This is a genomic window from Anaerobutyricum soehngenii (assembly GCF_009697165.1).
GTDB lineage: Bacteria > Bacillota > Clostridia > Lachnospirales > Lachnospiraceae > Anaerobutyricum > Anaerobutyricum soehngenii.
This window is the reverse complement of sequence record NZ_VULP01000035.1, coordinates 1-16,450: the sequence shown is the minus strand read 5'-3', so window position 1 is coordinate 16,450 and position 16,450 is coordinate 1. Positions and strand designations below refer to the sequence as shown.

The window sequence follows — 16,450 nt, the reverse complement described above, 5'->3', positions numbered from 1 at the left end:
TTAGAATTTTAGATTTTAGGAATTTGAATTTTAAGTATAGAAAGGAACTTTATATATGAATAATTTTAATTTTTGTGTTCCAACCGATATTCGTTTTGGAAAAGGACAGATTGCCTGCCTTCCAGAAGAATTAAAAAAATACGGGAAAAGAATTTTAATGGTCTACGGTGGTGGAAGCATTAAAAGAACCGGACTTTATGATACGATTTTAGACTTATTGAAAGAATTCGAAATATATGAATTATCAGGAATCGAGCCAAATCCCAAAATTGATTCAGTAAGAAAAGGTGCAGCTATCTGTAAAGAGAAGAACATCAATATGATCCTTGCGGTTGGTGGGGGCAGTTCGATCGATGCTTCAAAACATATCGCCTGTGCGGCATATTATGAAGGAGATGCGTGGGATTTGATGCTTGACCGCAGCAAGATGACAAAGGCACTCCCTATCGCGGTTATTCTTACGATGGCAGCTACCGGTTCAGAAATGAATCCGGGAGCCGTTATTACAAATGAAGAGACAAACGAAAAAATCGAAATTGCCGGTCCTATCCTGTATCCAACTATTTCAATCTGTGACCCTACTTATTTATATACGCTTCCGGCAAAACAGACCGCAGCAGGAACTGCCGACATTCTATCTCATGCTATGGAACAGTATTTCCAGCCAACCGATGATGCGTATCTAACAGACCGCATTTCAGAAAGTCTGATGAAAACAGTGATTCATTATGGACCAATTGCGCTAAAAGAACCGGAAAATTATGAAGCGAGGGCCAATCTTATGTGGGCAAGCTCCTTAGGTCTTAATCATATCCTTACTGTCGGAAAGGGCGGCGCCTGGTCCTGCCATCCGATAGAGCATGAACTCTCAGCCTACTATGATATTACACATGGGGAAGGGCTTGCCATCGTAACGCCTGCATGGATGAAAGCAGTTCTTTGTGATACAACAGTAGAGAGATTTGCAATGTTTGGAAGAAATGTCTGGGACATTACAGAAGGAGATGACAGAGAAATTGCTGAAAAAGCAATTGAAAAAACAGCAGAATTTTTCAAGAGTCTTGGACTTCCTTCTACGTTAAAGAAAGTAGGAATCAACGCAGAAAAATTTGAAGAAATGGCAGAAGAGGCCGTAAGAACAAGCGGGATTTCCACTAGATCATACTATCATTTGAATAAAGAGGATATTGTAAAGATTTATGAATCCTGTGCAGAATAAAGAGGAATCCATATGAGAAAAGTTACGACAGCAGTTACACAGATGGCTTGTTCCTGGGACAGGGAAAAAACACTGAATACAGCAGAACATTTAGTAAGAAGTGCTGCCGAAAAAGGTGCGAATATCGTTTTATTACAGGAGCTTTTTGAAACACCATATTTTTGTCAGAGTCATAACTTTGCATATTTTAATCTGGCAAAGACAGTGGAAGAAAATACAGCCATAAATCAGTTTAAAATACTTGCGAAAAAGCTTGGCATCGTAATACCGATTAGTTTTTATGAAAAAAATGGAAATACAGCATTTAATAGTATAGCGGTAATTGATGCGACTGGAGAAATTCTTGGCGTGTATCGAAAAACGCATATTCCAGATGGAATGCCTTATGCAGAAAAATTTTATTTTACACCGGGAGATACAGGTTTTAAAGTATGGGATACTGCGTATGGAAAAATCGGCGTAGGAATCTGCTGGGATCAGTGGTTCCCGGAGGCAGCAAGAGCGATGGCACTCCTTGGTGCCGAAATGCTTTTTTATCCGACAGCGATAGGTTCAGAACCGACACTGAATATTGATTCAAAACCACATTGGCAAAGATGTATGCAGGGACATGCAGCAGCAAATATTATGCCGGTACATGCTTCGAACCGGATTGGCACAGAAACAGAGAAAAATGCGTTTGGAAATTCATCTATGACGTTTTATGGCTCTTCTTTTATTACAGATGAAACAGGAGCCATCGTAGAAGAGGCAGACAGAGAGACAGAAGGTGTATTAACACATACCTTTGATTTAGACGAGATTGCACAGAGAAGAAGAGAATGGGGCGTTTTTCGTGACAGAAGACCAGAAATGTATCATATATTAACTACACATGGCAGATAAATACTTCTAAATGTACTCTCGGAGTCTTTCTTGCAAAATCAAGCACAAAAAGATTCCGAGAGTACATTTCTAATAGAATGGAGGAAATATATGGCAAAAAGAATTACAGATTCTACTCCAAAACAGGATGGTTTCCGAATGCCCGGCGAATTTGAAAAGCAGGAGAGAATTTTTATGCTGTGGCCGGAGAGAACAGATAACTGGAGAGATGGAGCAAAACCGGTACAAGGAGCTTATGCAGCAGTAGCGGAAGCAATTGCAGAATTTGAATCGATTACAATGTTTGTGTCAGACAGACAGTATGAAAACTGTAGAGCGACACTTTCAGATAAAATTACCGTACTTGAAATGTCATCAAATGATGCCTGGATCAGAGATTGTGGACCGACATTCTTGGTCAATGCCAAAGGAGAACGACGGGCCTGCGACTGGAAATTTAATGCGTGGGGTGGACTTTATGATGGACTTTACTTCCCATGGGATAAGGATGACAGAGTGGCAGAAAAAGTTTGTGAATTGACAGAAACAGATTCTTACAGAACAGAAGACTTTGTCTTAGAAGGCGGTTCCTTTCATGTAGATGGAGAAGGAACAATATTAACGACAGAAATGTGTCTGTTAAGTCCGGGAAGAAACCCTCAGTTAAAAAAAGAAGAAATTGAAGAAAAATTAAAACAATATCTTGGTGGAGAAAAAGTGTTATGGGTGAAGGATGGAATTGACCCGGAAGAAACGAACGGGCATATTGATGATGTCGCATGTTTCATAAAACCGGGGGAAGTTGCCTGTATTTACACAGAAGATACAACACATCCTTTTTATAAAACAGCGAAGGCAGCCTATGAGTTTCTATGCCAGGCAGCCGATGCAAAGGGAAGAAAATTAAAAGTGCATAAGCTTTGTTGTCCGTCAGTTCCGGTTGCGATAGGCAAAGATTTTCACATTGACCGGACAAGAGATGCGAAAGAACGTCTGGAAGGAGAATTATGTATAGCATCTTATGCCAACTTCCTTATTGTAAATGGAGGAGTTATCGTTCCTCAATATGGAGATGAAAATGATGGATTAGCATTACAGCAAATTCAGGAAATGTTCCCGGAAAGAAAAGTAGTAGGAGTGTATACAAAAGAAATCGTATATGGTGGAGGAAATATCCACTGTATTACGCAGCAGATACCAGAAAGGTGAGAAGACGGTCGGAAGGTTTCTGTTTGCTCTGAAAGTTGTGTTTGATGCGATAAAAAATGAAAACCTTTATTCTGACGAAGATATGTGTTATAACTATCTTTGGAATTTTTTTAGTTAATATGAAAATATATATGGGCTTCTGAAACTCTAAAATCTGTGATAAAAACATAGTGGTTAATTAATGTTGCATCTATAAGGGCTTAGGGAGACATATATGAGGAAAGGAATGAAGAAAAAGAATGTTAATGAAGAAATGTAAGATTGTTCTGACAATGTTGCTGACCTGTCTTTTACTTGGAAACACATTAGGAAGTGTGGCAGTCAATGCTGCAGAAGCTTCTGACACTCAAGCAGAACAGACAACAGCCAATACAGATGAGTACAAGGCATTTTGGTTTTCCTACTATGATTATACTGCTTACAGAGCAAAGTATAAAAAGAGAAATGCCACAACATTTAAAAAGTATTTTACAGAGGCAGTAAAAAAGGGAAAAAGCCTTGGAATGAACTGCATAATTGTTCATGTCCGCCCATTTGGGGATGCGATGTATAAGTCGAAATATTTTCCATGGTCAAAGTGTATTTCCGGTAAACAGGGAAAGAATCCAGGATATGATCCATTAAAAATTATGACACAGGTAGCACATGCAAACGGGATGAAGATTGAAGCGTGGATCAATCCATATCGTGTGGCATCCGGTTCCACGAATTATAAGAAGCTTTCGACAAAGAATCCAGCAAGAAAGTGGCATAATAAGAAAAAGACACGCCGTAATGTTTTAGCTTATAAAGGAAGCCTGTATTACAATCCAGCGAAAGCCCAGGTAAGAAACCTGATCGTAAACGGAGTAAAAGAAATCGTAGAGAATTACGATGTTGATGGAATACATATGGATGATTATTTTTATCCGGCTTTCAGCTCATCAAATGTAAACTCCGCCTTTGATGCAAAAGAATACAGAGCTTCTACAATGGCAAAAGGAAAGCAAAATATCGTAAGCTTTAGAAGAGAACAGGTAAATATGCTGGTAAAGGCGATTCACAGTGCGGTAAAATCTATTGATCCAAGTGTGACATTTGGAATCAGCCCGGCAGGAAATATTGATAATCTCACAAGCAGATATTCATATTATGTTGATATCAACAAGTGGCTCAATTCTTCTGATTATGTAGATTATATCTGCCCACAGATTTACTGGGGATTCAAGCATCCGTATGCGAAGTTTGATAGAGTAACTAATCGATGGATGAATGCGGCAAAAAGTAAAAAAGTAAAGGTATATATAGGAATTGCCGTATACCGCGCAGGCCATAATATCGGAGCAGGTTCTGCAGAACGAAGAGAGTGGCGATCCGATGCAAATATACTTAAAAAACAGGTACAGTATGCGAGAAAGAAAGGCTGCGATGGATTTGCTTTCTTTGATTATCAGGATCTGAAAAGTAAGAAAAGCGCCAAGGCAGTAAAACAACTGAAGAAAGTATTGAAATATTAAATTGAAATATTAATCTAACTCTATAGCAGTGATTCATGTATAAAATGCAGAATCACTGCCATATTTTTATATGAAAAATTGATTATTGAGAAAAAATCTCAAATAAATTATTGACTTCTAATGAATATTAGAGCATACTAACTAGATAAGAGTGTATAAAATAAAAGTAAGGTTTAACAAACGTACAAAAGAAAGAGGTTATTATGTTACCATTAACGATGGCAAGTCAGGGAGAACCGGTGATAATTAAAAAGATTGGTGGAAAACAGGAGACAAAGAAATTCTTAGAGACATTAGGATTTGTTGTTGGTGGAACAATTACAGTTGTTTCTGAGATTAATGGCAATATGATCGTGAATGTGAAGGATTCTAGAGTTGCCATTGGAAAAGATATGGCGAATAAAATTATGGTCTAGATTCTATCTGATTTAAAACCTGAATAAGATAATAATACAGTGCTTATTGAGAATAAATAATGCCAGGCGAGGGTAAGTGAGAAAAAATCTCATTTGTGAATATTTTACTTGTAATTTCTCCTCGGTTGGCTTATTATTGCGTGAAAAGAAAAGTAACGCTACATAAGATTATATTATCAGGAGGTCATAGATATGTTTGAATGTTTAACTAAAATTAACTGGAAAAAAGTAGGTTTATTTGCATCAGGTACTTTATTTGGAACAGCAGGTATTAAAGCTTTAGCAAGTGATGATGCTAAGAAGCTTTACACTAACTGTACAGCAGCTGTTTTAAGAGCAAAAGAAACGGTTATGAATACAGTTACAACTGTTCAGGAAAATGCAGAAGATATTTACGAAGGTGCAAAGCAGATTAACGAAGAGCGTGCAGAAGCAAAAGCTGCAGCAGAATTTGCAGAAGAAGCAGAAGCGGAAGAAGAAACAGAAGAAGAAACAACAGAAGAAGTTGGGGCAGAAGCAGTAGAGGAAGCTGCAGAATAGTTTTAACAATTTGGATGAAGAGTTAGATAAAGAGACTGCAGAATAGAGGCGGTCTCTTTTTTTAACAGTTGATGTGATAAACAGACAAACAGATAAATGAAGAGGTGAATATTTTGAAGTTTCAGATAAAACATGAGATAAAAGGAAGAATACGTTTTCATGTAGTTCAGAAGAAACAGATGACCTGTGAGCAGGCAGATATTCTGTTATATTATCTGGAAAATATGGAAGGCGTGGAATCTGTAAAAGTTTATGACAGAACAGCAGATGCAGTTGTTTGTTATAAAGCGGATGCGGATGGCCTTGTACGAAAAAATATTATTAAAGGAATACAAAAATTTGTTTATGAAAAGGTTGAAATACCGGATGGCATTATTGAAAACTCTGGAAGAAATCTGAATCGTGAATTTCAGGAAAAAATGATCGGACAGATTATGGCACATTATGCAAGAAAGATTTTATTACCGGCACCGTTTCGTGCAGTGTATACAGGGGTAAAATCTATTGGATATATATGGAAAGGAATTCGGACCCTTGCACAGCGTAAGTTAGAAGTACCGGTACTTGATGCGACAGCAATCGGAGTATCTATTCTTCGAGGCAATTATGATACAGCAAGCTCCGTCATGTTCCTTCTTGGAATTGGAGAGTTGCTAGAAGACTGGACACATAAGAAATCCGTAGGTGATCTCGCAAGAATTATGTCACTGAATGTAGAAAAGGTATGGCTAAAGGCAGAGGATGGAGAAGTTCTCGTGCCATATTCACAGATCAAACAGGGTGACAGCATTGTCGTACACATGGGAAATGTTATTCCGTTTGATGGCATTGTAAGTGCCGGGGAGGCAATGGTTAACCAGGCTTCTCTCACCGGGGAATCCATGCCGGTAAGAAAGGTAGATCAGGCATCTGTTTATGCCGGAACAGTTGTAGAAGAAGGAGAAATCACTGTTGAAGTAAAAGCAGTCGGTGGAAGTGGACGCTACGACAAGATAGTTACAATGATCGAAGATTCACAGAAATTAAAATCAGGTCTTGAGGGCAAGGCAGAACATTTGGCAGATAAACTCGTACCATATACTTTAGCAGGAACTGGACTTGTATATTTGGCTACGAGAAATGCAACAAAGGCAATCGCCGTTCTTATGGTTGATTTCTCCTGTGCGTTAAAACTTGCCATGCCAATCTCTGTATTGTCCGCGATACGTGAAGCAAGCCAGCATAACGTAACTGTAAAAGGCGGTAAATATATGGAAGCCGTTGCAGAGGCAGATACGATCGTGTTCGATAAGACGGGAACGTTAACAAAAGCAGAGCCAACAGTGGCAGAAGTTGTCCCATTTGGAGAAAATAATGCAGATGAAATGCTTCGTATGGCAGCATGTATGGAAGAACATTTTCCACATTCCATGGCAAAAGCAGTTGTAGATGCGGCATTAAAGAAAGAACTTGATCATGAAGAAATGCACTCAAAAGTGCAGTATGTTGTAGCACATGGAATTTCCACAACAATCGAAGGAAAAACAGCCATAATCGGAAGCTATCATTTTGTATTTGAAGATGAAAACTGCAAGATTCCAGAAGGAGAAGAAGCAAAATTTGAAGCACTTCCAGAAGAATACTCTCATTTATATCTTGCATTAGAAGGCACACTTGCTGCCGTCATCTGCATCGAAGACCCTCTACGTGAGGAAGCAGCAGATGTCATTAAAAAGCTGAAAAAAGCAGGAATCACAAAAGTTGTTATGATGACCGGAGACAGCGAGAGAACCGCTGCCGCCATCGCAAAACGTGTTGGCGTTGATGAATATTATTCAGAAGTACTTCCAGAAGATAAGGCAAACTTTATTACGAAAGAAAAAGAAAAAGGAAGAAAGGTCATGATGATTGGAGATGGAATCAACGATTCCCCGGCTCTTTCTGCCGCAAGCGTAGGAATTGCTGTCAGTGATGGTGCTGAAATCGCAAAAGAAATCGCAGACATCACGATCAGCGCAGAAAGCTTATATGAAGTTGTCGTCTTAAAACAGCTCAGTAATGCGTTATTAAAACGAATTCACACAAACTATCGTTCTATCGTAGCAATCAACTCCAGCCTGATCGTATTAGGAGTCGCAGGAGTATTAGCACCAGCAACATCCGCACTGTGCCACAACGTATCAACACTGTTAATTAGCTTAAAAAGCATGAAGAATTTGCTTCCTTAATTTAGGGGAAACAGACGAAACGAAAAAAATCTAATGATTGCATCTGTAAAGATAGTCGCGGCGAGAAGAATGCTAAATCGCATCCTTCTCTTGCTCCGACATTACATCTGCAATCATTAGATTTTTTTCGTTTCTGTGTTTTGCTAAATTGAAGTAAAAATTAAATTGAAATAAAAATTAAACATGCAAAGAAAGAATGGGGAATAGGTCGGAAGTCTATGTTATTAAAATTCAGAAAAAGCTTCAGTATGGTAGCATATTAGAATTTTCCAAAGACTTCTGTCTTATGCTCCTTGTCTTGCCCAATATTGTTCGACTTGAATATTCATATGGAGCCAATAAACAGAAAATAAAAAAATAGACCCTTGCAACTGTAATGTGAGAGCAAATAAAAATGCCGAGAAGGCATTTTCTATGCAGCGATATCTTTACAGTTGCAAGGGTCTATTTTTTTATTTTCGTTTGTTTCATGCATGAAATAAATAATTATAGAGAAAATTATATCAATAAAGCTATTGACTTATGAGTGGAAGTTAGGTATTATAAATGTAAGTTAGTAATAACTAACGAAACAAAAAACAAGGAGGCACCATGAGACAGGAAGTATTTGAGATTGTACAGAAAATGGATAAAGATAATATCAGAACACAGATGGCCCTGCAGTGTGCGCCGCTGATTACTGGACTTAAGGTGGCGAATCTTTTGATTATACCATCAAAGAACGAGAAATATGTTGGAGCAATTCTTGACGGAACGGATATTTCTTATATAAGATTGGCAAAGTCAGAATGTAAGACAACATTTTTTCTGTACAGAGAAGAAAGGCTGACTGCCTGGCTTATGCGGGCAGAGAACAGAGTTCTTCTTAATGAGGCGGGATACAGCGGAATTATCTTATCAGATATTCTTCAAACAATTCAGATGCGATATGAAGCTTACGTGCAGAAAGGGAAAGCTTTTCCCCATGAGATTGGTGTTCTGTTAGGTTATCCTGCAGAAGATGTCAAAGGATTTGTGGTGAATGAGGGGAAAAATTATCTCTATTCTGGTTACTGGAAAGTTTATGGAGACCTGTCAGAAGCAAAGCAATTGTTTTACAAATTTGACCGGGCGAAGGAAGCGTTAATTGAACTGGTATCAAAAGGTATCGGAATAAGAAATGTAATCGAGAGCTGCAGCAGTAATTTACTGCTGGATGGCGCGGCTTAAAGTTCCTTGTAAGACCCTTTCGATGATGGAAACATCGTGGTGAATCACAGTAATAATTTTTTCAGGAGGAAGCAGCAATGAGCAAGATAAGTGTAGTGTACTGGTCTCAGACAGGTAACACACAAGCTATGGCAGAAGCTGTCGGAGCCGGAATTACAAAAGCCGGTAAAGAAGCAGATGTAGTAGAAGTCTCAGGCGCATCTATGGAAGACTTAAAAGCAGCAAGGGTATTTGCTCTTGGATGTCCTGCAATGGGTGCTGAAGTACTCGAAGAGATGGAGATGGAACCGTTTGTGGAAGAAGTAGAAGGCTTCGCACAGGGAAAAACCATCGCACTTTTTGGTTCCTATGGCTGGGGCGACGGTCAGTGGATGAGAGACTGGGAAGAAAGAATGACAGCAGCAGGTGCAACCGTATTAAATGGGGAAGGCCTTATCTGCCAGGAAACTCCAGATGATGACGCAATCAAACAGTGTGAAGAACTGGGAGAACAGCTGGCTCAGAACGCATAAGAAAGCGTATCATTCAAAGAAATACTCGTAGTAACTCATAGTAAAAAATAGTAACAAGCAATTATAGTAATCGCATAGTAACGCATATAAAAAACTCATAATAACGCAGTAAAGTAATTTATATTAAAAAGTAACGTATATCAATAAGTAATTACACATTTAAAAAATACCTCTAATTTAATGAAATACCCTTTCTAAAATTTATTAGATATCAGGGTCAAAAGGTCAAAAGTCGTCTTGCAAGCAAGCTTGTATCGGCTTTCTGATCTTTTGACCCTGATATTATTTATCTCAGTCGAGAAGACTCCCACCTCTTTCAGGTGGCTCGACTTGAATGTAGTCGAAAAGACGAATAAGACAAAAAGCCGGAAACTATAAAAATTCCGGCTTTTTGTTTTGTAATTATTTTTTGAGAAGAGCTTTTTTATAGATAATATAAGATATGATCGCTGTAATCGCTTCGGTAATCCAGAAGGAGTGCCATACGCCAGATACACCAAGGAATTGGCTTAGTACGAATGCTAACGGCACGATGATTATAAGATAACGAAGTAAGGAAACGGCAAGAGATTCATTTCCTTTACCGAGTCCCTCCAAAGCTCCACTTGATACAACAGATACGGAAGAAACGATAAAACCGCAGGAAATAATTCGAAGAGCGGAGACACCGGCTGTGATTGTAGAAGGCTGCGTGGTGAACATTTTCATAAAGGTTTCAGGAGTGAACATGAAAAGTACAGTTCCGACAGCCATGATTCCAAAGGAAATAATAAGTGCCAGATTGTAAATCTTATTTACTCGTTTATATTCTTTTGCGCCGTAATTATATCCGATGATTGGACGCATTCCCTGAATCATTCCATTGACAGATAAATATAAGAAGGTCTGCAATTTATAATAGATTCCCAAGATTGTAACTCCTGTTTCTGAGATGGATGCAAGGATAGCATTTAAAGCAGAGATAAGCAAAGATGGCAGTGCCATATTTAATGCTGCAGGAATTCCTACTCCATAGAGACGGGCACAGATTTTCTTTTCCGGGCGAAGCAGGTTTCTATGTATTTTTACAGGTGGCTTTTTCATAATATAAAATAAAATGTAAATCAGCAGGGTGGAACATTGTCCGATTCCGGTTGCGATAGCAGCTCCTTCAATTCCAAGTCGAGGGAAAGGACCAAGACCGAAAATGAGAATCGGGTCAAGTATAATATTTAGAATACATCCGCAGAGCATACTGAGCATACTGACAACCATCATCCCCATCGCCTGAAAGTATTTTTCGAAAGTGATTTCCGCATGGATGATAATTGAAAAAAGAAGAACGATATTGGAATAACGTAACCCTAACGATAAAATATTTTCATTGTGAGTAAATAGTTTTAAAAATGAAGGCATAATGAGGATGCCTGTGATACTTAAAAGGATTCCGTGAACAATGGAGAGGAAGAATCCCTGTGAAGCAGCTTTGTGCGCATGAAGCTGGTCTCCGGCACCGAGACAAAAAGCAATCATAACATTGATTCCGATGCCGAAACCGACCGCAACAGAGTTGACAAAATTTTGTATTGGAAATACAAGAGAAAGTGCGGTCATGGCATCTTCGCTGATCTGTGCAACGAAAATACTGTCGATAATGTTGTAAAGAGAATTTACCAGCATGGATAAAATCATTGGTGCTGCCATAAAAAGTAAAAGCGGTAGAATCGGTTTTTCTTTCATATAAGTCTGATCCATATAAAGTATCCTTTCTTTTTTATTTTTCTGTTATATTATTCTTTAATAAATGACTATCAGTGATGGAGATTTTGTTATACTATTACCATAACAAAAAAAGGCTATAGGGTCTGTACTGTTTAAATCAGAAACAGAAAAACCTATAGCCTTCATTATAATAATTCCGTAAAATAATCCACTCATCTGTAGTATTATGATATAGAATAATATAGACAATATATTTTTAACTACACTATTATAAAGGGTTTATGGTGCATGTGTCAAGTGTTTGGCAGCTTACAAAGGCGAAAACAAGTTTTGCTTGCTATTTCTAAATTCCTAGTATATTATTAGGAATTAGGAGGTGGAGAGGTATGATGGTTTCATCGAAAGGTCGTTATGCACTTCGGGTAATGATTTATTTAGCTCAGAATGACAGAGAAGAATTAATTCCGTTGAAGGAGATTGCGGAGAGTCAGAATATATCTATGAAGTATCTTGAAATGATCGTAAGCCTTCTTCATAAAGGAGGCATGCTTATAAGTGGTCGTGGCAAGAAAGGCGGGTATCGTCTGGCGAGAAAGTCTTCAGAGTATACGATAGGCTCTATTTTAAAGTTGACAGAGAAGACTTTGGCACCGGTGAATTGTCTCGAAGGAGGCAAGGTGACCTGCGAGAAAGCAGGATATTGTATTACGCTCCCAATGTGGCAGAAGCTGGATGGTATTATTGATGACTATTTAGAGACAGTGACTTTGGAAGATTTACTGGAGGGTCGGGTATAATCCGATTCTTCAGTATTTTTTAGTATACACGTTCGTGTATAAAATAAAAAACATGAATAGAAATATCTTTTTTGTAAAATCCTATTGACAGGATAGGAATTTAAAGATATAATCCCTATAAAACAGATAGGATTTAGAAAGAAGAGGGTGAATTTATGTATATTTATGCAGATAATGCAGGAACTACAAAGATGAGTCCTGTTGCGATAGATGCGATGACAAAGTGCATGAATGAGGTTTTTGGAAACCCATCCAGCCTGCATTCTACGGGACAGCGTGCTGCTGAAGTACTTCAGAAAGCAAGAGAGGACGTTGCAGAAGCTTTAGGAGCAGATTTTAATGAGATTTATTTTACTTCCGGCGGAAGTGAAGCAGATAACCAGGCAATCCGTTCAGCAGCTCTTTTTGGAGCGAAGAAGGGAAAGAAGCATCTTATCTCCACGAAGATTGAACATCATGCGGTTCTTCATACTCTTAAGAAGTTAGAGAGAGAAGGCTTTGAAGTCACATTATTAGATGTTGGAGCAGATGGAATCGTTGACCCTGCAGATGTGGAGAAAGCAATTCGTGAAGATACAGCATTAGTTACTATTATGTATGCGAACAATGAGATTGGTACATTACAGCCAATTGATGAAATCGCAAAGATTTGTAAAGAGAAAAAAGTAACATTCCATACCGATGCAGTACAGGCAGTTGGACATGTTCCAGTGAACGTACATGCACAGAATATTGATATGTTGTCTTTATCCGGACATAAGTTCCATGGACCAAAGGGAATCGGTGTTCTTTATGTCAGAAAAGGTGTTCCACTGTTTAACTTGATCGAAGGTGGCGCACAGGAAAGAGGACGAAGAGCCGGTACAGAGAATATTCCAGCTATCGTTGGTATGGCAGCAGCATTAAAAGAAGCTGTTGCAAATATGGACGAGAACATGGTTAAGATAGCGGCAATGAGAGATCGTCTGATCGAGGGACTTTCTACTATTGAACATTCTCGTTTAAATGGTGATGCGAAGAAAAGACTTCCGGGTAACGTAAACTTCTGTTTTGAAGGAATCGAAGGAGAATCTCTTTTATTATTACTCGATGAAAAAGGAATCGAGGCATCTTCAGGAAGTGCCTGCACATCAGGTTCTCTTGATCCAAGCCACGTATTATTAGCAATCGGACTGCCTCATGAAGTGGCACATGGTTCACTTCGTCTTACATTATGTGAAGAGAATACGCCGGAACAGATCGAATATATCATTAAAGAAGTACCAGGAATCGTTTCTTATTTAAGAGACATTTCACCAATCTGGGAAGAGCTTGAGAAGGGAGAGAAGAAACATGTTATATAGTGAAAAAGTAATGGATCATTTCCGCAATCCAAGAAACTTAGGAAAGATGGACGATGCAGATGGCATCGGAGAAGTAGGTAATGCAAAGTGTGGTGACATCATGAAGATGTACATTAAAGTAAAAGACGGAATTATTGAAGATGTAAAGTTTAACACATTTGGATGTGGTTCTGCTATCGCCAGCAGTTCTATGGCAACAGAAATGATTAAAGGAAAATCTATTGATGATGCATTAGAATTATCTAATAAAGCAGTAGTTGAGGCGCTTGATGGACTGCCAACACATAAGATTCACTGTTCCGTATTAGCAGAAGAAGCTGTAAAAGCAGCAGTAAAAGACTACTATGATAAGAACGGAATTGCGTACGATAAAGAAAAATTTGCACCAGGCTCCTGTCCAACATGTGGAGAGTAATTGATTTAGTAGTTTATTGGTAGCTTAATAAAAAGAAAAAGACTTATAGCTATATTTGTGATTTTCGTCGTGACGGTTTGGATATCTGCTTATGCACTTGCATACAAACCTTGCTTCGAGGTCATAAATACGCTTATAAGTCTTTTTTTATTTCAGGGCTGTTTTTCATTCGTCTTGCCATTTTCACCATTGTCGCAATAAATCCCAAGGATGAGGGAATTATCCCATAAAATAAATTGACATATCACGGAACTATTTGTATAATAACAAGTGTGTTAACTTATTTTATTCTTATTATGAAACTTACAATAAAATGGAGGAGGAATGAAAGAAGTTTTTCCTGATAGCATGATCGTGTAAGATATCAGGAGAGCGAATGACATGGGTTATTTGTAAAGTTACAGCAAAGCAGGAGAACATTAGGCAATAAGGAGGAAGCCATGAATAAATTAGAACTTCAGAAAGTGGCAAATGAAGTGAGAAAAGGAATTATCACAGGTGTTCATGCAGCAAAAGCAGGACATCCGGGTGGTTCTTTATCCGCAGCAGATCTTTTTACATATTTATACTTTGAGGAGATGAATGTAGATCCGAAGAATCCTCAGGATCCGGACAGAGACCGTTTCGTATTATCAAAAGGCCACACAGCGCCAGGTTTATACGCAGCATTAGCTAATAAGGGATATTTCCCAGTAGAAGACTTACTTACATTAAGACATATCGGTTCCCACCTTCAGGGACATCCATGTATGCAGCACACTCCAGGACTTGATATGTCCTCAGGTTCTCTTGGACAGGGAATCTCCGCTGCAGTTGGAATGGCTCTTTCAGCGAAGTTAAGAGAGAAATCTTATCGTGTTTACACACTTCTTGGAGACGGTGAAATCCAGGAAGGACAGGTTTGGGAAGCTGCAATGTTTGCAGGAGCAAGACATCTTGATAACTTAGTAGTGATCGTAGATAACAACGGATTACAGATTGATGGTAAAGTTGAAGATGTATGTTCTCCATATCCGATCGATAAGAAGTTTGAAGCATTTAACTTCCACGTAATTAATGTAGCAGATGGTAATGATTTTGATCAGTTAGATGCAGCATTTAAAGAAGCAAGAGAAGTAAAGGGAATGCCTGTAGCAATCATTATGAAGACTGTAAAGGGTAAAGGAGTTTCCTTTATGGAGAATCAGGCATCCTGGCATGGTACTGCACCAAACGATGAACAGTATGCTGTAGCCATGGAAGATTTAAAGAAAGTGGAGGAAGCATTATGTCAGAAGTAAAGAAGATCGCTACCAGAGAAAGCTATGGAAATGCGTTAATTGAATTAGGAAAAGAACACGAGAACCTTGTAGTTTTAGATGCGGACCTTGCAGCTGCTACAAAGACAGGAATGTTTAAAAAAGTTTTCCCGGAACGTCATATTGACTGCGGTATCGCAGAATGTAATATGGTAGGAATCGCAGCAGGTCTTGCAACAACAGGAATGGTTCCTTTCGCAAGTACATTTGCCATGTTCGCAGCAGGACGTGCATTTGAGCAGATTCGTAACTCTGTTGGATATCCACATCTCAACGTAAAGATTGGCGCAACGCATGCCGGTATTTCCGTTGGTGAAGACGGAGCAACACATCAGTGTAACGAAGATATCGCATTAATGCGTACAATCCCTGGAATGACAATCATTAATCCTTCCGATGATGTAGAAGCAAAGGCAGCAGTACGTGCCGCTTATGAATTAGACGGACCTGTATATTTAAGATTTGGTCGTCTTGCTGTACCAGTAATCAACGACAACGATGATTATAAATTTGAGATCGGTAAAGGAGTTGTATTAAGAGAAGGTAAAGATGTTACAATCGTAGCAACAGGTCTTTGCGTAAGCTCTGCATTAGAAGCAGCAGACATGCTTGCTGAAGATGGCGTTGAAGCAAAAGTAATCAACATCCATACGATCAAACCAATTGATGCAGACCTCCTTGTAGAAGCAGCCAAAGAAACAGGTAAAGTTGTTACAGTAGAAGAACATTCCGTAATCGGTGGACTTGGCGGAGCAGTATGTGAAGTACTTTCCGAAAAATATCCGGTACCTGTTAAGAGAATTGGTGTGAACGATGTTTACGGAGAATCCGGTCCTGCAGTGAAGCTTATTGAGAAATACGGCTTAGACGGCAAGGGCGTATATGCTTCTGTAAAAGAATTTGTTAAATAACTATTTGATTCTTTGAAAGGAAACAGACGAAAATAAAAAGAATAGACCATCGCAACTGTAAAGATATCACTGCGTAGAAAATGCCTGTTTGGCATTTTTACTTGCTCTCACATTACAGTTGCGATGGTCTATTCTTTTTATTTTCTGTGTTTTGGCTCCAGAAGGAATGAATGAAATAGTATTTGGGGGGAGACTGTCCGAAAACTCGGATAATCTAATCTTATGAGAAAAAGATAGGTATGCTCTTGTGAACATTCAAGATAAATTAAAATTGCACATTGAAAACTGAATAAAGTACACAGAAATCGTGCAT

15 protein-coding genes are annotated in these 16,450 nt (G+C 38.7%); 14 read left to right on the top strand and 1 reads right to left on the bottom strand.

What is annotated here, in order from left to right; all coding sequences use genetic code 11:
- The first annotated feature begins 55 nt into the window (after positions 1-55).
- The 9 genes from FYJ25_RS12795 (at position 56) to FYJ25_RS12755 (ending at position 9,672) form a co-directional block, all read left to right on the top strand.
- Positions 56-1,219: an iron-containing alcohol dehydrogenase gene (locus FYJ25_RS12795; protein ID WP_154581453.1), complete on the top strand. Its 1,164-nt coding sequence runs from the start codon at positions 56-58 to the stop codon at positions 1,217-1,219.
- Between the two features lie 12 nt (positions 1,220-1,231).
- Positions 1,232-2,104, top strand: coding sequence for an N-carbamoylputrescine amidase (gene aguB / locus FYJ25_RS12790; protein ID WP_154581452.1), 873 nt, complete (start codon positions 1,232-1,234; stop codon positions 2,102-2,104).
- A 90-nt stretch (positions 2,105-2,194) separates the two neighbouring features.
- Positions 2,195-3,292 carry an agmatine deiminase gene (aguA, locus tag FYJ25_RS12785; protein ID WP_154581451.1) on the top strand — a complete coding sequence of 366 codons (1,098 nt, stop codon included), beginning with the start codon at positions 2,195-2,197 and terminating at the stop codon, positions 3,290-3,292.
- A 239-nt stretch (positions 3,293-3,531) separates the two neighbouring features.
- Entirely contained in the window at positions 3,532-4,788 is a 1,257-nt protein-coding gene (locus tag FYJ25_RS12780; protein WP_154581450.1) for a glycoside hydrolase family 10-like protein, read from the top strand.
- Positions 4,789-4,991: 203 nt separating this feature from the next.
- A complete protein-coding gene (locus tag FYJ25_RS12775) occupies positions 4,992-5,204 on the top strand; it encodes a FeoA family protein (protein WP_096241229.1) in 213 nt (70 codons plus the stop codon).
- Between the two features lie 192 nt (positions 5,205-5,396).
- Complete coding sequence (locus FYJ25_RS12770) at positions 5,397-5,744, top strand: DUF6110 family protein (protein WP_021907710.1); 348 nt, start codon at positions 5,397-5,399, stop codon at positions 5,742-5,744.
- 113 nt (positions 5,745-5,857) lie between these two features.
- A complete protein-coding gene (locus tag FYJ25_RS12765; RefSeq protein WP_154581449.1) occupies positions 5,858-7,951 on the top strand; it encodes a heavy metal translocating P-type ATPase in 2,094 nt (697 codons plus the stop codon).
- A 591-nt stretch (positions 7,952-8,542) separates the two neighbouring features.
- Complete coding sequence (locus tag FYJ25_RS12760) at positions 8,543-9,160, top strand: DUF3793 family protein (protein ID WP_096241227.1); 618 nt, start codon at positions 8,543-8,545, stop codon at positions 9,158-9,160.
- Between the two features lie 77 nt (positions 9,161-9,237).
- The gene (locus FYJ25_RS12755) at positions 9,238-9,672 is read left to right on the top strand and encodes a flavodoxin (protein WP_154581448.1); all 435 of its coding nucleotides are present in this window, start codon (positions 9,238-9,240) and stop codon (positions 9,670-9,672) included.
- Between the two features lie 402 nt (positions 9,673-10,074).
- Here the strand turns inward: FYJ25_RS12755 and FYJ25_RS12750 are convergent, their stop codons facing one another.
- The gene (locus tag FYJ25_RS12750) at positions 10,075-11,406 is read right to left on the bottom strand and encodes an MATE family efflux transporter (protein WP_154581447.1); all 1,332 of its coding nucleotides are present in this window, start codon (positions 11,404-11,406) and stop codon (positions 10,075-10,077) included.
- Between the two features lie 353 nt (positions 11,407-11,759).
- On the opposite strand from FYJ25_RS12750, the gene FYJ25_RS12745 reads away from it, so the two are divergent.
- The 5 genes from FYJ25_RS12745 (at position 11,760) to FYJ25_RS12725 (ending at position 16,137) form a co-directional block, all read left to right on the top strand.
- A complete protein-coding gene (locus tag FYJ25_RS12745) occupies positions 11,760-12,170 on the top strand; it encodes an RrF2 family transcriptional regulator (protein WP_096241218.1) in 411 nt (136 codons plus the stop codon).
- 155 nt (positions 12,171-12,325) lie between these two features.
- Entirely contained in the window at positions 12,326-13,513 is a 1,188-nt protein-coding gene (gene nifS / locus FYJ25_RS12740; RefSeq protein ID WP_021907703.1) for a cysteine desulfurase NifS, read from the top strand.
- Complete coding sequence (gene nifU / locus FYJ25_RS12735) at positions 13,503-13,928, top strand: Fe-S cluster assembly scaffold protein NifU (protein ID WP_021907702.1); 426 nt, start codon at positions 13,503-13,505, stop codon at positions 13,926-13,928. Before nifS ends, nifU begins: the two co-directional genes overlap by 11 nt.
- A 440-nt stretch (positions 13,929-14,368) precedes the next feature.
- Entirely contained in the window at positions 14,369-15,208 is an 840-nt protein-coding gene (locus tag FYJ25_RS12730) for a transketolase (RefSeq protein WP_021907701.1), read from the top strand.
- Entirely contained in the window at positions 15,196-16,137 is a 942-nt protein-coding gene (locus FYJ25_RS12725) for a transketolase family protein (RefSeq protein WP_154581446.1), read from the top strand. The genes FYJ25_RS12730 and FYJ25_RS12725 overlap by 13 nt, the downstream gene beginning before the upstream one ends.
- Positions 16,138-16,450 lie beyond the last annotated feature (313 nt).